Here is a 19,239-nt window from a genome sequence, read left to right on the forward strand (position 1 = left end):
GTGTCGGGTGTTGTCTTAGCTGGGGTGTCGGGTGTTGTCTTAGCTGGGGTGTCGGATGTTGTCTGAGTTGAGGTGTCGGATGTTGTCTCAGTTGGGGTGTTGCGTGTAGGAGGTAGATTCATTTCAAATACTCCCTCACCTTTTATCGGTGGCTGTGCTTCCAAAGCCGCAGCAGTTTCGGCTTGAACACTGGTGATTGCAGGATCGGGTGTAGGCACAGGACTCTGCCTGTTCAAATCAAGTTCCCGAACCATCTGGCTCGTTTCATAAAAATTTCTGAGATCAAAATCATATAACCTCTGAAATTCGCCTTTAACTATAATCACCATTTGTCCTGCTTCCAACACCTGAGTTTGAGAAGCTTTCTTGTTAGAAACTTCAATACCGCTATTTGTCAGCGCACCTACAATCGTGGTGTCTGTTTGTGGGTCGTAGCGTACAAATAATGCTGAACCACGAATTGCTGCTGCTGCATTTGGTGTTTGTATACGTGTTTGTCCCTTTCCTGGTGGGATGAGCAACAACACAGTCCCATTTGTCAGTTTAAAGTCACGAGTCTTCGGCAAAAATTGAAATAACGCCTGTTCTCCAACTCGTGCCAAAGAGCCATCATTAAAACGCAAATCTGCTAGAGAAGCTCGACCAGTTGACAACCCGTCCCCAGGGGTCATTGCATCTAATTTGCGTGCAGGACGTTTCTTCAATTTATCTTTGGGTATCAGTTGTACGATGTTGCGGAGGTTCTGAATCTCTGCTCGCGTTAGAGGAGTTATAGCACTTACCCGATTTGGCAGAGGAAGTACTATAAGTCCCCATAAACCAATCACTAATAATGGAAACGATTTATAAAACATAGGTTGAAAAATTTTGACCTTCAATTAATATCACAAAAATTAAAGTTTAAGCTAATGCTAATTGTTGTAAGAGTTTTTTTAGATAAATTAGTTTAAATTTTAATTTAGATTTAATGCATTAAATCAAACAAGAGACTCATATTTTATTTTTGAAATAACTCAGTACACATCTATTATTTTTTTCGTATTTACATGTTCCTTATCTATACAAGCCAGTTCATGAATCCAATTGGATTACTATATGTATCTAGTTGATTTAAGTTTTCCTTCAGAAAATGAAATTGTATGCAATAAAGTCTGTGGGAGATTGAAAAGTTAGTATTTGATATAAAAAATTAAACGAGAAGCACCTTACATATAATCCTTTATAATCAGTTCAGTCAGGGGGTCATTAATTATAGGGGGCAATAACTTGCTAAGATTTGTTGTGAAATTACCCACTTGCTGTATTTCACTAAAATTTAAGCAGTAATTTTATCGGAGCATCTCAGCTGTTCAAAAAAATCTGGGAAAAATCCGAAAAGCAGTAATTTTAGTTTGTAGTTTCAGTATATACCTACAAAGCTTAAAATAGATGCAATCAACTGTATCTTTGTAGTCGGAACTTCCGATACAGCTTGTGGGTCTACATTTGCCAAACGCAATCAATGCGATCTAACCAGATGCGACTCAATAACTGGAAAAATTTGTTTTTTTGTATTTTGTTAACGTCCAGTGGTGGAAGCTGGTGTTGCATTAGAGTGGATGCGGCAGAATTTGCAATTACAGATGTTTTGCATACTAGTAATTTAGCAACTACACAGGTAACTCATGAGCAGTTATGTCATAAGTTGGAGCAAAAAGCAATTAACTCTTTTTGCAAGCTGTCAAGTGAGTTACATACTTTAGACTCTCGGATGCCGTTAAATCTGGCACAGCAAATACCAGAAACGACTCAAATCCCAGATCAAACCGAAGAACCTATAGATACTCAAAAGCAAAATGACCCGCCACAGCTAGAATCGCAGCCAAATAATTTGCCCATATCTCCTTCAGACTCAAAGGAGCAACTATTAAATTTACCTGAGAGAGAGTATTCTCAAAGGCGAGAGAGGTTGATAGAACTACTACGATCGCCAAAACTACCATTTGAATCTAATAGCGATCGCGAATTGGGGTTACGGGTGCGGTTACGGCCCCTAGAACAACAGCTACCACCACCGACAGAACAACCTGTACCTCAGTTTAAACCTATCGGCTATCTACAAGGACGTGTCGGCTACTTCCAAACGAATAACATATTTTCCTCAAATGATAGTCCTATAGAAGATGGTTTAATTATTTCTGGACTGACACTAGCCTCTACATATTTCCCTTTGGGATCTAAAACTTTTTTAAATGGCTCAATTGATGGCAATCTGATTCGTTATATAAATCAGTCAGAATATAATTACAACCAGGTGAGATTCAATCTCAGTATTTACCAGCAGCTATCCCAACGAATGTTTGGAGAAATCAGTTGGAGCAATCAACAGTTATTTTATGCCAACAGCAGCAATCGTTTGGATAGCTTCAAAGCAGGCGATCGCTTTTTAAATGAAAATTCCTTACAACTGTCTTTGGGACGGCGAGATCCCTTAACTTCAAGATTAACCCTAGATAGCTTCTACGAATTGAGTGTAAATTTTGCTGACCCCCAAAGTCGTAATCGGATAATCAATTCCTTTTGGGTGTCTCTGAACTACTACTTACAAAAGCCTCTTCAGGTTGGTATTGGCTACCAGATGTACTTATCAGACTTTACACAGCGCGATCGAGAAGACGAATTTTATCGGCTATTCGGACACTTAAATTACCGAATATCCGACACTATTAATATGAATGTCCAAGCTGGAGTGACTTTAGGTAGTTCAACCGCCGAAAACATTGATTTTGATGGCTGGTTCTTCACTATTAATTACGGTTTGCAATTAGGTCGGTTTTGAGAAGAGTTAGGAGTTTGGAGTTTTAATTTTTAACTTCTCACTCCTAACTCCTAACTATAAATAGGAAATCCAATCACTCCAGCTACCAGCATAAAGTTTACCCTTGCTAATACCGGCTAATTCTAAAGAAAGTAAATTCACACAAGCAGTAACGCCAGAACCGCAATATACCAATATTTCTTCCGCTGTTTCTAGCTTTTCCCACCGACGGCGTTGTTCTTCTTGAGGAATTAGGTAGCCGGAAGAGTCTGTAACTTCTTGCCAGGGATAGTTGACTGCACCGGGAATATGTCCAGCAATTCGATCGATTGGCTCTCGTTCGCCTCGGTAGCGATTGCTCTCTCTTGAATCTACCAGTACTACCTCGTGGCTATCTTTCCGGCTTTTCACCGCTGTAATATTTACCACCTTTTCTGTTTGTACTTGAGGGACAAACGTACCCATTCGGGGGGAAGGAATAATATGTGTAACAGAATATCCAGCTTTTTGCCATCCAGTCAAGCCGCCATCCAGCACTGCTACTTGCTCGTGTCCTAGATAGCGCAACAGCCACCAGAGACGAGCTGCAAAAGCAAAGCCCGAATCATCATAAGCTACAACTAAACTTTTTTGATAATTTACCCCAATCGCTGCCAATTTGTTACCTATATGATTAGGGTTAGGTAGAGGATGTCTTCCGCCATGCTTACCCACTGGACTGGAAAGATCCTGATTCAAATCTAAGTAATATGACCCCTCTATATGACTCGTTTGATACTGTTGTTGTCCTAGTTGTGGATCGGTTAAAGAAAAGCGACAATCCACAATAACAACTTGTGGATCTTCTAGATGTTCAAACAACCAAGCTGGCGAAACAACAAATTGGGGATTGGGCATTAGTCATTATTTAGTTTTTTTGTAAGATGTCAGACTTAGAGAATTTTACACCTAAGTTAACAGCAGATGGTTCTTTCACCTTTGTCTCTCAAGAGTTTGGTGAATCCTTTCACAGCCATTATGGAGCTATGCAGGAAAGTTTTTGTAAGTTTGTGGAACCTACTCAACTGGCTACAGCAGCGCAAAAACCGATCTTGCGGCTATTGGATGTTTGTTATGGTCTAGGATATAACACAGCTGCTGCTTTGCAAACAATTTGGGCAGTCAATCCTAGTTGTTGTGTTGAAGTAATTGGTTTAGAACTGAATCCAGCAGTGCCACAAGCGGCGATCGCTCATCAGTTGTTCGACAATTGGAACTCTAACTATATTAAAATTTTGAAACAGCTAGCTTTTGAGCATCAAGTGCAAACACCTTGCTTGAAAGCGAAGCTACTAATTGGCGATGCTAGAACTACAATCGCGTTAGTACGTCAGTCAGGTTTCTGGGCAGATGCAATTTTCCTCGATCCTTTTTCACCACCACAGTGTCCTCAATTATGGACTGTTGAATTTATTAAACAGTTGTCATTGTGTTTACACCCAGATGGTTTGTTAGCCACTTATTCTTGTGCTGCTGCTGTACGCACAGCACTTTTGTCTGCTGGCTTGGTGATAGGTTCTACCCCACCCGTAGGAAGGCGATCGCCTGGTACCGTGGCAACACATTCTCAAAATTCTGAGTCTAAAAACCACTTCCCACTCACTACCCTCTCAGAAGTCGAAAAAGAACACTTGCTAACTCGTGCTGCTATTCCCTATCGCGATTCTCAAATGAGCGATCCAACCGAAGTAATAATCATGCGGCGACAACAAGAGCAACAAACTTCTTGCCTAGAACCTGCCTCTCATTGGCGAAAAAGGTGGCTATTGCGAACACAAGGCAGGGATTTTATGGGAAGTAGTTTGTAGTTTGATTGCAATATCATACAATATGCTATGCCTATGAACTGCAAGCCTAATTCAACGAGTTTTTACGAGCCACATAGCTTATCTATATGTTAGTATTCAATATCACATGCTCCTTAACAGTACTTGAGTATTGCTATAACTGAAGTAAAAACATTTATATCTAATGATTACTATAAAGACTTGAAACTCAAAATTCGATATCTCGATATAAAGCAGTCAATTTTAACGCTTTCTGATGCCACAATGCTAAAAAATCTCCGTAAAAAACCTGATTTAACATTTGTGAGAATTTATCATACTGGAATTAGAAGCAAAAAATTTGACAACAAGATACACCTTGTTCGTACCATAAAGGATACATGCTGCGAAAAATTGAGATCAGATCGGCAGCTTGACATCATGCATAATTCCTATGGAAACTCTGGCTCAGATACAGTCGAGTCTTAAATTGGTTTTTAAAATCTGACACTGTTAACTTGTGCAAAAACTTGGAGTGCCTTTGTGATTCAATGGAAATCCAACCATACAGGCTTTACAGAAACAATTGTTAATGGGTCAAACCCCATTAGCACAGTTAAGAGTATCGTTTCAAATCATGCCGTGGAATCGCAAAATGCGGAGGGTTATTCTTTAGGCTTATCTCAAGGAGACCTTATGCTTGAAGATCGGCAAGCAATGTCTTCTTGGATAAAATCTGATGTTAATTGTGATGATGATTCATTGGTCTCTAGAACACTACAAGCCAAAGGTTCTAAAGTGAATGGGTTTGATTTAGATCCGCCGAAGGTTTTAGTTGTTGACGATCATGCCGCCAGTCGGATGACTGCTGTTGCCCTCTTGGGGATGGAAGGATACGAAGTGATTGAGGCGGACAGTGGTTCTATTGTTGTGGGATTGGTAACTCAAAAACAACCAGATTTGATTTTGCTGGATGTAATGATGCCAGGAATGGATGGATTTCAAGTGTGCCAATTGCTTAAACAGGATGAGCAGACTAGGCTAATCCCAGTAATTTTTATTACAGCATTAAATGACAGGCGATCGCGCATTCGGGGAATTGAAGTTGGGGCAGATGATTTTCTCACCAAACCATTCGATCGGGTAGAACTAGCAGCGCGTGTAAAGTCCTTAGTGCGGCAGAAGCGTCTGAACGAAGATTTAGACCATGCCGAACAAGTACTGTTTTCCATTGCCATGTCTATTGAAAGTCGCGATCCTAATACGGGCAATCATTGCGAACGTCTAGTAAAACTGGGACAAGTTTTTGGTGAATACCTCAACCTCTCACGCTATCAAATTCGAGATTTGATGTGGGGTGGTTATCTCCACGATATCGGAAAGGTAGGTATTCCCGATGCTGTGCTGCTAAAAAAAGGCAAACTCACCCCCGAAGATTGGCAAATTATGCAGCAGCACGTTTTGATTGGAGAAAAAATCTGCCAACCACTACGGAGTATGCGGGGTGTAATTCCGATTATTCGTCATCACCACGAACGTTGGGATGGCTCAGGCTACCCCGATCGACTCAAAGGGGATGATATTCCCTACCTGGCGCAAGTATTTCAGTTAATTGATATTTACGATGCCTTAACCAGCGAACGACCTTACAAAAGAGCTTTTACTTCAGCAGAAGCACTTTTAGTGATGCAAGAAGAAACTGATTCTGGTTGGCGTAACCCCAAACTAATGCGGCAGTTTGCAGAGTTTATTTGCTTTTGTCAGAAAAAAGGGAAGAGTGGGGAATAGGGAGTAATGATTTGTAGCTGCTGTAATAAACGCTAATTGGTATTACGATCATCTCTGCTTTTGAGGAGTAAAGTTATACCGACTCCTTAATTCCGACTCCTTTAATATTTTCAGTCTTCTATAATTAGCTGGTATGATTTGAGCCGAGATTTTAAAGTACCAACAGCATTAATCACATTTCACTGATAGCTGATAGCTAATTATGGTAGTTGTAGCAATTCTAGCGGCGGGACGCGGCACACGGATGAAATCACGCTTACCCAAGGTTTTACATTCTTTAGGTGGGCGATCGCTAGTAGAGAGAGTTCTCGAAAGTGTAGAACCACTTTCGCCCTCACGGCGAATCGTGATTGTGGGATATCAATCCGAGGAAGTGCAAGCCGCCATGCATTCAATCCCCAGTTTGGAGTTTGTCGAACAGACTGTGCAATTGGGTACAGGTCATGCTATCCAGCAATTACTTCCTCACTTGGAAAATTACACTGGAGATTTGCTGGTACTTAACGGCGATTTACCGTTAATACGCAGCGAAACTCTTAAGCAGATGTTACAAACTCACGTCCAAAATCAAAACTCTGCCACTATTCTCACCTCGCACCTACCTGACCCCACAGGCTATGGGCGCGTTTTTTGTAACGATGAAAATATTGTGCAAGAAATGGTCGAACACAAGGATTGTACTGCTGTTCAAAGAAAAAATCAGCGGATTAACGCTGGAGTTTACTGCTTTCGCTGGCCAGATTTGGCAAAGGTGCTTCCCCACCTCCAGGCAAACAATGCCCAAAAAGAATACTATCTTACCGATGCTGTGACTCAGGTGGGACAAGTGATGGCAGTGGATGTGGAAGATTACCAAGAAATTCTCGGCATCAACGATCGCTTGCAACTGGCAACAGCATACGAAATTTTGCAAAAACGAGTCAAGGAAAAATGGATGCTGGCGGGTGTCACCCTCATCGACCCCACAAGCATCACCATTGATGAAACAGTGGAATTGCAGCCAGATGTAATTATTGAACCCCAAACTCACCTGCGGGGAAATACGGTAATCCAAGCAGGAAGTCACATTGGGCCGGGGAGTTTAATTGAAAATAGTCAATTAAGTGAAAATGTCACAGTGCAATATTCAGTAGTCATAAATAGCACCGTCCAGGCCGGAAGCCGAATTGGCCCTTATACTCATTTGCGCGGTCAAGTACAGGTGGGTGCTGGTTGCCGTGTGGGGAATTTTGTGGAATTGAAAAATACGCAATTAGGCGATCGCACCAATGCAGCACATTTGTCATACATAGGCGATACTGTTGTCGGCAATCAGGTGAATATTGGTGCTGGTACAATTACTGCCAACTATGACGGCGTGAAGAAACATCGCACCAAAATAGGCAATCGGACAAAAACTGGAGCCAATAGCGTTTTAGTGGCTCCGCTCACTTTGGGAGATGATGTTTACATTGCAGCTGGTTCTACTGTGACAGAAGATGTGCCTGATGATTCTCTAGTAATTGCCCGTAGTCGTCAGGTGGTGAAACCAGCTTGGCGAAAGAAAAATGTTGAAAATAACACCACAGATCGACATAAATAATTCATCGGTGTTAATCGCGCTCGATCTGTGGTTTATAGTCTAAAACCACGATTTTTGCCAGATGTCTAATCTAGCTAGATTAGTAGTATAGCCAAAATCTCAACACATAACATACATGGAAGAACTGCTAGAACTTAGGCAATTTCTAGAACAAGGCAAAATCCATGAGGCGTTGCTGTTGGTGGATGAGTTAGAAGAAATCAGCCTCAGTGACAAAATCAATAAAATTGATAGTTATGGTGTGATTCTGCTCATCCATTTAATTAAACAAATGGCCGAAAAACTTTCTACTCGCTCTTGGGATGTTTCGATAGAAAATACAGTGCGGGAAATCAACAAAATAAACAAGCGCCGCAAATCTGGTGGCTTTTACTTGAATCAAGCAGAATTACTCGATATTCTGCAACAAGGATATCAAGTGGCACTGAAAAGAGCGGCGCTAGAAGCTTTTGAAGGGCGTTATGAAGCCAAAGAATTGGCCGCAATGGTTGACCAGGAAGAAACTTTAGCCGAAGCCCTGAAATTGATTCAACAATAGCCGATCAGTTCGTTTCCAGTCCATTCCAAGGTGTCACCAACTTTTTCGCCGTCGTGGTAGGCGGCGAGTAAGATTTCGCTAGTTTTTCCCCAAGCGATCGCTCCACTAGCATCTAAGGCGATCGCTCCCAAATCGCGTTTGTTCTCGTGGGCTTCCCCAAAGGATCGCTGCATTGCCTCCTTCAGTGACATCCCATCAGTGACACGCACTACAATCCGTGCAGCTAAACACTCATCGATGATATCTTCGCCAATGCCAGTACAGCTAACACCAGCATTACTAGTCGCATAATTACCTGCTGGCATCGCCGAATCACTTACCCGGCCAATCCGCTCAAATCCCTTACCACCAGTAGAAGTGCCAGCAGCTAGCTTACCAGATGCATCTAAAGCTACTACACCGATGGTACCGCGTCCGGCATTGCTGGTTTCTAGCAGTTCGGGTTCTGCTACCACGCCAGCCATTGTGCTTTTAAAATTATCCTGGCGCTCTTGTATCCACTCTTGTAATCGCAAATCAGTTAAGGCGTTGTAGCTGGGAATTTGCATTTCCCGCGCCAACTCAGCCGAACCGAAATCTGATAGCACTCGGTCTGGCGAGCTTTGTAAAAATTGCGCTAAATCAATCGGATTTTTCACCCGCGAGATATTAATCACACCACTAAATCGTCCTGATGCACCATCCATCAGGGAAGCACTCATACGGATTTGTCCATCGGATTGCAATACTGAACCAGTACCAGCATTAAAACGGGGGTTGTCTTCGAGCATTAGGCAACCCTGCACCACTGCCTCAGAGGCAGTTGCTCCTGACAATAGCAGAGAATAAACTTCTTCTATTACTGTATGGAGCGATCGGCGCACCGCCTCTAATCCGCCTTTACCGTGGAGAGAACTACCAGCCCCTCCATGAATAATTAATTTAGGTTGCACCTGTAACTCCATTAATCTCTTGCGCTATTTGCGTCTGTATCGCGGTTGGTTTCATTTTGAGCTTCAGAACGGCGACGACGACAACGTTCTGAACAATATTTCACATCGTCCCAACAATCTTGCCACTTTTTACGCCATGTGAAAGGACGTTGACATACCGGACAGATTTTTGTGGGTAGGTCAGATTTAGAACGAACACGTCCCATATAAATACTGTGTAGATGAGAATTTAATCTCTGAGGGAGATGGAAGATAATTATAACCAGTTTGCTACGAAGGCAGGATAAATTCGACGAACAAATATATTGTCAATCTATCCTTAGACTTACTTACAATATTTTTTCTAAAAAGAGAGAGGCTTTGAATCTTACTATCCTTCTCCTTTAGGGACTTGAAAAAAATAAAAGGTTATGTAGACACCCCTAACCCGTCAGGAGTGTTTCATTTCCTAAAAGGTGCTGATTTACAAGCGCTTCAAGCAAAAAAATCAGGTGAATAAAAAATCTGATTGCACAAGAAAATGGTGATGCCTACGTCAAGGCTTTGGCAACCCACTGAAATTGACTCTTTAAGATAGTAATTTTTCGATTACTAACTTCACCAAATTTATTGCCTATGCTGTTGGCAATATTCCTAATAGATCGAATTAAATAGCCCTGGAAGTTAGGAAATGTAAAAGTGCCTAAAGCCATAGTGAAACACTTTTCAAACAATATCTAAATACTAGAAAGTGTCAGTAACTTGATAATACACAGCAAGACACTTTTCAAACAATATCTAAATACTAGAAAGTGTCAGTAACTTGACAATACACAGCAAGATACTTTTTAAACAATATCTAAATATTAGAAAGTGTCAGTAACTTGATAATAGAATGTTTTTTACTTGTTGAAAGAAAATTTACGTAAAACTACTATTCATCGAATTCTAATAGTGCTATTCTTTGTATGCTGCTAAAAAACAAGTTGTAGTGGCACGACAACAAACAAGTTTACCTTACTAGCTCTTAGGAAAGAAAATCATGATTATCAACGATCTTTCTCATGTAGAAACCGTTCTTGAAAATGAGAATGTTCAAGGTGGAATAGCTTTTGCAGATGCTAATTCAAAAGCATTCGCTTTTGGTAAAAACATCGCTATCACCAGCATTGCCACTAGCACCATTGCTGTCTCCAAGAAATTCAGCCTATCTGCTAGTGTCGGTTCATCTAGTTCTTCTGCCGGCTAAATATGCCTTAGCACTACAGTGTGCTACAGTGCATTTTAGATAGAAAAATTGCTGAAAGTTATCAAAACTTTCAGCAATACATTTGTTTTTCAAAGAGAGCTTTTTTATGGAACGATTAAGAATTTCCGATCTCAGTTTTTGTGAAGATGAAGTTTCCGATCTTAGTCAAGTACAAGGGGGATTTGCATCTGCTTACGCACGTGGTTATTCTACTGCTAAGAAGAGCAGTTATAAAATAGACAAATCCGGTATTTCAGCTGAGATTTCAGGTGCTATTGGTGCCGGTATTGCTGCCGCTATTACTGATGGTGATAAGGTTATTGCATCTGTCGATACATCGGCAAAAGTTTAATAAAGCTGGCATAACCAAATTGTAGGAAGCTTTTATGGACATAGCCCATAAAAGTTTGTTAGGAATATTTTTATACCTCTATCTGATACCACATATATGTAGTATAAGACAGTAGGTAAAAGTGACACTTCGGCGTTGCTAAATGACTATGCTTGTTTTTGAGTTCAAAGCTGATGAAAAGTCAGCCCTGATAACAGCAGTAGATAATGCAATTCTGACTGTAAAACTCATTCAAAATAGCTGTATTTGGCTATGGATGAATATTAAAAATACAGCTAAAAAAGATTTGCATAAATTATGGAATTGATTGTGCTGTATTTGCAGCTAACTTTTCTTTTGCTAATGAACTTAACTCAATGGCAAGACTTACCAGTTGAGAACAAGCATAGTCTTCTATCTCTTGGTTTTATGACAACCGTAAAAGGGGTACTGCGGGTTTAAAACGATATCCACAGTTCCAAAAATATTGTCGCCCTGTTGATTACAAAAAATCAGGGTACAAACTTGTGGATGATCGAAAATCTATAACTTTTAACAAGAAAAAAGCATTGGGCGATTAAATTAAGAAAGTGTTAATGACTCACACTATCCACTAGAACACACGTTTGTAAGTGTGGCTGTGTAATGGGTAGGGACGAAAACGCAGCAATAAAGTGCGATTCATTCAGTCGAAACCAAATAATTGGTGGATTACTGGCCTCTACAGGGTAATCCATGAGGATTGAGTTCGCAGTTTCATCCCTTCTAGATGACAACTTCATTTTTATCGCTATTTATTTGCATTTTTTTAATGCTTGTCTGTCAGGGTGCAAAATCACAAAATTATCTGCATACCTACTGACTTGGGGTTTCCATAAATGTCATTTCTCAGACCTGAACTTTTCTTAGTGCAAACATACTAAACAGACCTTAAATCTTTATTAACCAACAACGCAGATGAAGAAGCTCTTTTACGCTTGCGTATTGAGACAGCACCAAACATAGTGCAAGTAAACAGCGAACCTAGAATTGTTGAGGGTTCTGGGACAGTATAGACGCTCACCTGATTACTTTTAGATTCTATTAAGGTTAAACGAGTTAACTTATCGAAAGTACGGGAATATTTACCCTTAAAGCTAGTCAAAGCATATTCCTGTGTTCCGCCAAAAGATTTATCAATAGTAGTCTGATTTGAATCAAGAGTTATGTTACTACTCGGTTCAAATACAAAAGCATCATTGTTACCTATTGTTGATAAATTTCCAGAAATCTTGAAATAGTCTAAAAGATTACCAGTATCGCTGTCGTATAACTGATATAAAAACTCTCCACTAGCATTTGCACGTTCAGTCACGGCATCATCAATGGATGTTTTCAGGTTAAATAAGCCACTGAAATCAAAAGAAAACTCTTTGTCAACTATGAAATCATAACCGATAATCCCAGCAAAGCTTTCCGCCGACCCTGTATAGCCATCACCTTGACCTTGAGCTTGGCTGAAAGACAAATTAGAGGCAGAGTTATTTGCATCGATATTAAACTTAGCCTCTGCGTTAGAATCAGCAGTTACTTGACCACCTGTGCTAATTGCTGTAGTCACATTATCAGTCAAAGTCCTAACATCTGAAGGGCTAGTACTAAAGTTGTTGATGTTGAATTTGGACTCAGAATATGCAATGGTAGCAGCTTGGCTTGGTAAGGTTGCCAATATCGAAGTAGCGATCGCTGGAGTAGCCAATGCAAAAAAACGCTTTACAATTTTAGTGTAGTTTTTCATACAAATTTTTGTTTTTGTTTAGGATGTTAAGATTGCAAATTTGTCATGCTTATCTACTGTCTTACTGATAAGTAAGAACAAGTTATAGGCAAGGAGGATGGTCAGCCTGAGAACTTTTCAAGCTATATTGGTCTTATGTAGAAGAAATCTTCTATTTAAGGACTAATTTTTATTTACCATTGACGCACTTTTCTATAAGTAATAACCGCGTAAGTAATTTAGTTATTAAGTTAAGTGCGCGTTTAATTGGTTACATATTTATACTAATCGTACATCCACTAGTTTCTTGTAAAGCTAGAGTAAAAAAGAGCGTTTTTTAATTGGAATTTACGTAAGGATTCCGTAGGGAAAAGTTCACAAATTCAGTAGAGAAAAGTTTACATAAGTGATGTTGCTGCCAAAGCATCCTTTGATGAGCAAGCAAGTCACTGTATAGCAGGAGGCAGGAGTTCTAATACCAATTCTCTAAAATGAGGCAACACATTCAAACCCCGAAAGCCAGGCCATATCTGACTTTCTTAATTACGAATTACGTTAGCGTAGCGGTAGCGAGTCCACGTACTCTTTCAGAGAAGCAAGCTACGCTTTTAGCGTCTCGTAGAGAGCGTCATTACGAATTGGTATTAAGAATCATGAATAGCTAACGGCAACAACAAGCGACTAACTACCCGATTATCTGGTAACTGATAGAAATTCAACTCTCCTCCTAGTTCTTGCATGAGGTTTTGGCAGATCACCAGATGTAAAGCTGGTGGTTGGTCGAGCTTGGAAGGAGCAAGCACATCTTTAGGTGTATTATCATGTAGTTCCGTGAGTAGCTGTGGTTCGATGACACCGTTATACGTGATTGATAGTTCTAGCGATGTCTGATGTTCAGCCGCTCCAGTTGTAGAAGAAGAATATTTTATATCTAAGGGTTTTGACGCATCTAAACGGCGACACCAAATATCAATTCTGCTACCGGTTTGAGAACGGTTACAGGCAGTAATCAATAATTCATGGATAACTAATTCAATTTTGACAATATCACCAGCGATCGCCATTGCAGATTGAGCGCTGGAGGGAGGAACGCCTCTAACTAATGAAGAATTTTTGGGCGATTCTTGCTCGTCAATAGGTTGTCCCAAACCATGTACACCAATCCACAGCTTTTGTTGTTTAAGTAAATTGTCGATCCGTTCGAGCGATCGCTTCAGTAAACTAGCTATGGGCATAGTTTCCCAACTAATATGTAGCTGCCAGTTCTCAAGTTTTAGCATTCCACTCATAGAGGTGGCTGTATGGTCTAACTGCCGCAGTAATAGCTGGTAGCGCATCTGAGTAAGTTCATTGGCAGGAATGCCCAAATCGTGTATTTGTTTCAGGGAGTGCGCCGTTATTCTTTGAATTTCCTCTAGACGACGATGTTTGTACCAGTTGAGTTGTCGTAATTCTTCGGTTGTGGATTCTAAAAGTCGGGTAATTTGCTTTTCACGACGCCACCAGGCTAATTGAGAAATCAGAGTTGCTGTTGCACTCAGGTTTTGTTCTGACCAACGACGCTCTTGATAGTCTACAAGCAACACAACACCAGTGGTTTCATAATCAGCAGTTGTACGTAATGCCATTACCAAAATTTGACTTTTGTCTGGAACATTCAACCATTTCCTGGTTTCTGGAGGTAAATTATCCACCTTCAAAGTCAGATAATTCTCCGTAACAAGTGCCCACTGAATTAAGGCTTCAGCCTGGATATAAATAGATGCATCAGAAAAAATCCCAAATTGGCTATTGTCAATCACTCCAGGAATAATTTCTGCCCAACTTTCACCAGGTGCCCAGGATAGCATTAGCGCTAGGGGACAACCCAAAATTGAGGCTATTTGTTCGAGGGCTGTAGATTCTAAATGCTTTTTTTCGACCTCAACGCTGTTTTGGGATTGTGTCAGGATGCGTAAGCATTGCTCAAATGCCTGGGAAGTTTTTTGCTGCTGGGTGGTGCGGTTATGTAATTGCCACTGACGAACAATTACACCAATCTGTTGACTGACAGCCCACAGCAATTCTTTTTCCAAGGTTGTCCAAGAACGATGGGTGTCATGAGTAATCACCAAAAGTGCTGCTGGTATATGTTCGTGAGTGCATTTACAAACAAGTAGCGATCGCACATTATTCTCTAATAACGAGGGTCGCCAGTTAAAAAAGCGTAAATCTTCATCTAAGTTCTCAATTTCGACCGCTTGAGTTGAACTTTGCAAAAGCTGCCCATCTAATTCTTTGAGAGTATGCAGGGTAAATGTCAACGGACGACGATTTTGGGGCTGACTTTGGTAAATAAATTGATAATTCTTCTGTTCGGGGTCATACTGCAACAACAAAAAGCGGGTAGCACCTAATCGAGCTAAAACTCTTTTAGCACAACTGTGTAAAGTTGTCTGAAGATCATGTTCGCTATAGATACCTTGAGCAACTTGGCTAGTAAGTTGAGCATCCTCTTGAATCTGTTTAATCGTACTTTCCATGCTTTCGGTCGGTACAACCAGAGAAATTAAACCAGCAACACCCTGAACGAAATTTTTGTCTGTGTCTGTCCAGATGCGAGGTTCATTGCTTTCCACCGCCAGAAAACCGACTAAGTTCTTTTGCCAGATAATCGGAGCTGCTAGGAGCGATCGCACCTTCAACCGTTCCAGCAATTTAGCCGTAAAATGGCTTTTTAAAGAACTGCGGGCATCACCAATGGAGACTATTTGGTTAACTGCCAAAGCATAATAAAAATCGCTCAAGTCCTGTACAGTCATTCCCGCTGCTTGCTGGCTGTTAGAATTGCGATCCATTTTGACCAGCTGATTGCTCATTCGACACCAAAAGTAGCGCCCTTCTCGCTCAAACCAGTAAACATTTGTCCGGCTGGGGGAGACAAACTTATGAGTTGCTTGCACCGCTGCTTCAAGTCTTTGATTCAGGTTACTAAGGGTGCGTAAATTTTCTAGCAATTCTAACAATGGCTCGTCAGTTCGCCTAGTTTGCTTTTGGTGCTTATACATCTCATTTTGATAAAGCACTGCCCCCAGTTCACCTAAAACCATCATCAAACGTGCTTTTGTTTCTCCTGTCAGTAAGTAGCCCCAGCGTTCCGAACCCAGTAATACCAAGCCCAAGCAACGGTCTTTGTAGCGAATCGGTAAAATAATTGTTCCTTGGATGTGGAATTTTTCGGCAATTTTTCGCCATTCGGCGGCACGGATTTCAGTTTGCAAATCAGCTACGCCTAAAGGATGCTGTTCAATTACTACTTGTTCTAATAAATCCCCAGGACTGAGAACAACCCTTTGGCGTAAAAAGCTCATGTCGCGATCGGGTGTGATGCCCCCTTTTCCAAATAATATGTGATTCAGGCGATCGTAAAGAGCAATCCAAATCAGTTTGTAGTCAAACTCTTCTTTGAGATAAGAAATAGTAGTTTCAATCAGAACGTCAACATCATCTTCTTCTCTAAGGCTCTGGAGGACGCGCCCCAAAGAGAGGATCTGCTGTTCGGCGGCTATAGGTTTTTGTGGCTGCCCCATCTGATTTATTGGTTAACATAACTTGTAATATATAAGATGCCCAGAAAAGCACCCTGAGTAATATTGCCACAAGTGTTTAATGTTGAACCTGGACAGGTTAATAGGACATTAAGCTAATCGTCATTCAAATTGCATTCCGCATCTTTGCGTCTTTCTCGCGATTTGAACTATACAACTTAAAATCGCTACCTCTTGAATGTTTAACTCAGATTAAACAACTTTTGCATGAAGTATCTTTTATGGCCCAGTGGGTAATTTTCTTGAAAAGCAAATACAGTGTAGCCTTGAGATTCATAAAATTCCTTAGCTTGAAAGTCTAATGTCTCAAGATGAACCCCTACACAGTTTTGCTTTTGACCTTCTTTTTCAGCAATTTTTAGGATGTTGCTTCCAATTCCTTTACTGCGTAAGTCTTCTTGAACAACTAGAACTCTGATATAAAGCCAATCACAACCGATTTCACCCAGAATTCCACCAACAATTAAGCCTGATTCATCTCGTGCAAAAACTGCTATAGGTTGCCACTGCGACAACGGAAAAAAATGTTGATTGAACTCGCGAATCATTTGGATGACAGTCATCCGATCCTGCTGAGTTACTTCCTGTTCTACCTGAACTGTAATCATCCTGATTTTGTTTCTGGGTAAGGTTTTGAGCCTACTCGTACATAATTTTAGAGTGAATTCTGACTTCTGATTTCTGAGTTTTTCTTTATAAAAGCTAATGGATATTTATAAATTTGCAATTAGTCCGCTTTTGTTCAATGTGGTAAAAACAGACCCGGAGTGGTTACATCAGCAGACGATTCGCAGTTTTAATTGGCTATCGCAAACGCCTTCTAGTTGGGTAAACCAACGCTTAAAGCAGTCTTTATGTCTGTACGATTCCCGCCTAGAACAAAATTTGTTTGGGCTAAACTTTCCAAATCCGGTAGGGTTAGCGGCTGGCTTCGATAAGGATGGAGTCGCTGCGGACATTTGGTCTAACCTGGGTTTTGGCTTTGCAGAACTAGGAACTGTAACCTTTCACGCACAGCCCGGAAATCCCCGTCCTCGTTTGTTTCGCCTACCGTTAGATAAAGCTGCTCTCAATCGGATGGGCTTTAATAACAGTGGTGCAGCAGTAATGGCGGCACGTTTGGCACAGCAAAAGCATGAGTTAACCCGATCGATACCCATAGGAATAAATTTGGGAAAATCTAAGATAACTCCCCTAGAAGCAGCCGCACAGGATTATCTCGATAGTTTTCGTTTACTCAAAGATTTGGGAGACTATTTTGTTGTTAATGTCTCTTCTCCCAATACACCAGGGTTGCGATCGCTCCAAGATGCTTCTATGCTCAGTGCCATCTTAGATTTATTACAACAAGAAAATACTGCACAAAAACCAATTTTTGTCAAAATAGCGCCAGATTTATCATGGGAAGCGATCGCTGACATTATAAATCTTGCTAAAACCTACCAACTGGCAGGAATAATCGCCACTAACACTACCATCAGCCGTGATGGACTCAAGACCCAGGTTATTGACCAAACAGGCAAATCACCCCAGGAAGAAGCCGGCGGAATTAGTGGTGAACCATTGCGCGATCGCTCCACTGAGGTAATTCGTTTTATTTGGCAGCAAACCCAAGGACAAATCCCAATAATTGGGGTTGGTGGTATTTTTTCCTCAGAAGATGCTTGGGAAAAAATTACTGCTGGTGCTAGTTTGATTCAGGTTTATACAGGCTGGATTTACGAAGGGCCAATGATGGTACGCCGAATTCTAGCTGGTTTACTTTCCAAGCTAGAACAAAGCGGATTAAATTCCATCAACGAAGCTGTGGGTTTACAAGTAAAAATTCCAAAATTCTAATTACGAATTACGAATTACGAATTACGAACTTGTATTGAGCGTCTTGCCTTGAGCGTATCGCTAAAGCGAAAGCTCCGCTAACGCGTAGCGTCTCGTAGAGAAGTCGAAAGGAGCCGAAATATTACGAATTGTTTTACCCTTCTTCCTCCACTGGGAAAAACTCCTTAGTTTTTTCCGAGTATGACCAGGCAATATTATCAGGGTCTTTGCTGCGACTCCACTCAGGAAACTCTGGATCATTTCGCCGTTTATAAACCGTGCTGGAATAGACATTTAGCCGTTTAGCAAGTTCAGATTGGATCAGAGAGCCAAAAATTAACTGTTTTTCCAGCGATCGTTTAGCTTCCTCATGAGTTGGCTGTGGGAGTGATTCGGTTTCTGGTTCTTCCTCCTGTGGGGTTGGCGGTGGTGCTAATAGCGATCGCGCAGTTTTAGTAACTGCTTGAGCCGGAAGTTCTTTAACAGGCTCACTACTATCAAGAATATTGCCGAGAATGCTGGCAGTTATAAAGTAATAAGACTGCCCTGCCTCTTCAGAGTTGACTATACTGGCACCAAATTCCGAGGCTTTACTATCCAAGTAGCGTTTTGCCGTTGTTCCAGGAAAATTGCCCTTGATTGCCAAGTCCATTGGCGTCAGTCTGCCCTGATTTTCACGAACCAATTGATGAAAAATTGGATTAACTCGATGAGTCCACTGTTGCCATTGATATTCCTGCCAAAGCTTGAAGCCAATTACCAGCACAATTAGGGCCAGTAAAATTCTCCATGTGGCAACTAGGAAAATAATCAAAAACGAGATGGGCAAAAGTAGAACGAGAAAAGCCTTACCGTTATCTTCTATGGGTTTCTCACTCATGCCGATTTTTGCCAAGTGAATTTTAGTAAATAATATTATCTATCTTGGCAAAAATTGTGTCACTTTTTTGTATCTTTTGGCAAAGTTGTGGCAAATTTGCCGGCAAAATCTTTACCCAGTAGGTGTTATAGCTTTATCACCCTTCTGCTCGTATAAGATTGGTCTGCGATGCCTACGGCGGTAAACTACGCGCAAAA

At 41.0% G+C, this 19,239-nt stretch carries 17 protein-coding genes; 9 read left to right on the top strand and 8 right to left on the bottom strand.

The window, feature by feature from the left end; genetic code table 11:
* Positions 1-854, bottom strand: an 854-nt coding sequence (locus RMX69_RS19995) for a FecR family protein (protein WP_322638489.1), incomplete at its 3' end; no start/stop codon positions are given.
* Between the two features lie 647 nt (positions 855-1,501).
* Here RMX69_RS19995 and RMX69_RS20000 point away from each other — a divergent pair.
* Positions 1,502-2,818 carry a hypothetical protein gene (locus RMX69_RS20000; protein WP_409879259.1) on the top strand — a complete coding sequence of 439 codons (1,317 nt, stop codon included), beginning with the start codon at positions 1,502-1,504 and terminating at the stop codon, positions 2,816-2,818.
* Between the two features lie 54 nt (positions 2,819-2,872).
* Here RMX69_RS20000 and RMX69_RS20005 read toward each other — a convergent pair whose 3' ends face one another.
* Positions 2,873-3,694 (bottom strand): sulfurtransferase, encoded by an 822-nt coding sequence (locus RMX69_RS20005; RefSeq protein ID WP_322638490.1) that lies wholly within the window; start codon positions 3,692-3,694, stop codon positions 2,873-2,875.
* Between the two features lie 26 nt (positions 3,695-3,720).
* Here RMX69_RS20005 and RMX69_RS20010 point away from each other — a divergent pair, with 26 nt between their 5' ends.
* The 4 genes from RMX69_RS20010 to RMX69_RS20025 all read left to right on the top strand — a co-directional run bounded on the left by RMX69_RS20010 (position 3,721) and on the right by RMX69_RS20025 (position 8,510).
* On the top strand, positions 3,721-4,644 hold the full coding sequence (locus RMX69_RS20010; protein WP_289799001.1) for a tRNA (5-methylaminomethyl-2-thiouridine)(34)-methyltransferase MnmD: 924 nt from the start codon (positions 3,721-3,723) through the stop codon (positions 4,642-4,644).
* Between the two features lie 501 nt (positions 4,645-5,145).
* Positions 5,146-6,390: a response regulator gene (locus tag RMX69_RS20015; protein WP_289799002.1), complete on the top strand. Its 1,245-nt coding sequence runs from the start codon at positions 5,146-5,148 to the stop codon at positions 6,388-6,390.
* Between the two features lie 202 nt (positions 6,391-6,592).
* On the top strand, positions 6,593-7,972 hold the full coding sequence (glmU, locus tag RMX69_RS20020; protein WP_322638491.1) for a bifunctional UDP-N-acetylglucosamine diphosphorylase/glucosamine-1-phosphate N-acetyltransferase GlmU: 1,380 nt from the start codon (positions 6,593-6,595) through the stop codon (positions 7,970-7,972).
* A gap of 115 nt (positions 7,973-8,087) precedes the next feature.
* Entirely contained in the window at positions 8,088-8,510 is a 423-nt protein-coding gene (locus RMX69_RS20025; protein ID WP_322638492.1) for a DUF29 family protein, read from the top strand.
* Here the strand turns inward: RMX69_RS20025 and RMX69_RS20030 are convergent.
* The gene (locus RMX69_RS20030; protein ID WP_292738450.1) at positions 8,501-9,454 is read right to left on the bottom strand and encodes an isoaspartyl peptidase/L-asparaginase; all 954 of its coding nucleotides are present in this window, start codon (positions 9,452-9,454) and stop codon (positions 8,501-8,503) included. The genes RMX69_RS20025 and RMX69_RS20030 overlap by 10 nt on opposite strands.
* On the bottom strand, positions 9,454-9,648 hold the full coding sequence (locus RMX69_RS20035; RefSeq protein ID WP_289799005.1) for a DUF2256 domain-containing protein: 195 nt from the start codon (positions 9,646-9,648) through the stop codon (positions 9,454-9,456). Before RMX69_RS20035 ends, RMX69_RS20030 begins: the two co-directional genes overlap by 1 nt.
* 815 nt (positions 9,649-10,463) lie before the next feature.
* Between RMX69_RS20035 and RMX69_RS20040 the strand changes: the two genes are divergently transcribed.
* The 3 genes from RMX69_RS20040 (at position 10,464) to RMX69_RS20050 (ending at position 11,329) form a co-directional block, all read left to right on the top strand.
* Positions 10,464-10,670 carry a hypothetical protein gene (locus tag RMX69_RS20040; RefSeq protein WP_289799006.1) on the top strand — a complete coding sequence of 69 codons (207 nt, stop codon included), beginning with the start codon at positions 10,464-10,466 and terminating at the stop codon, positions 10,668-10,670.
* A 106-nt stretch (positions 10,671-10,776) separates the two neighbouring features.
* Entirely contained in the window at positions 10,777-11,022 is a 246-nt protein-coding gene (locus RMX69_RS20045; protein WP_289799007.1) for a hypothetical protein, read from the top strand.
* 142 nt (positions 11,023-11,164) lie between these two features.
* On the top strand, positions 11,165-11,329 hold the full coding sequence (locus RMX69_RS20050; RefSeq protein WP_322638493.1) for a hypothetical protein: 165 nt from the start codon (positions 11,165-11,167) through the stop codon (positions 11,327-11,329).
* 591 nt (positions 11,330-11,920) lie between these two features.
* Here RMX69_RS20050 and RMX69_RS20055 read toward each other — a convergent pair.
* The 3 genes from RMX69_RS20055 to RMX69_RS20065 all read right to left on the bottom strand — a co-directional run bounded on the left by RMX69_RS20055 (position 11,921) and on the right by RMX69_RS20065 (position 16,952).
* Positions 11,921-12,778 carry a PEP-CTERM sorting domain-containing protein gene (locus tag RMX69_RS20055; protein WP_322638494.1) on the bottom strand — a complete coding sequence of 286 codons (858 nt, stop codon included), beginning with the start codon at positions 12,776-12,778 and terminating at the stop codon, positions 11,921-11,923.
* A gap of 623 nt (positions 12,779-13,401) precedes the next feature.
* The gene (locus RMX69_RS20060; protein ID WP_322638495.1) at positions 13,402-16,326 is read right to left on the bottom strand and encodes a GAF domain-containing protein; all 2,925 of its coding nucleotides are present in this window, start codon (positions 16,324-16,326) and stop codon (positions 13,402-13,404) included.
* Between the two features lie 200 nt (positions 16,327-16,526).
* A complete protein-coding gene (locus RMX69_RS20065; protein WP_322638496.1) occupies positions 16,527-16,952 on the bottom strand; it encodes a GNAT family N-acetyltransferase in 426 nt (141 codons plus the stop codon).
* 97 nt (positions 16,953-17,049) lie between these two features.
* Here RMX69_RS20065 and RMX69_RS20070 point away from each other — a divergent pair, with 97 nt between their 5' ends.
* Positions 17,050-18,183 (top strand): quinone-dependent dihydroorotate dehydrogenase, encoded by a 1,134-nt coding sequence (locus RMX69_RS20070; RefSeq protein WP_322638497.1) that lies wholly within the window; start codon positions 17,050-17,052, stop codon positions 18,181-18,183.
* A gap of 133 nt (positions 18,184-18,316) precedes the next feature.
* On the opposite strand, the gene RMX69_RS20075 is transcribed toward RMX69_RS20070, so the two are convergent.
* Positions 18,317-19,042 carry a hypothetical protein gene (locus RMX69_RS20075; RefSeq protein ID WP_322638498.1) on the bottom strand — a complete coding sequence of 242 codons (726 nt, stop codon included), beginning with the start codon at positions 19,040-19,042 and terminating at the stop codon, positions 18,317-18,319.
* Between the last annotated feature and the right edge of the window lie 197 nt (positions 19,043-19,239).

This window comes from Nostoc sp. EspVER01 (assembly GCF_034530635.1).
In the GTDB taxonomy this organism is placed as follows: domain Bacteria; phylum Cyanobacteriota; class Cyanobacteriia; order Cyanobacteriales; family Nostocaceae; genus Nostoc.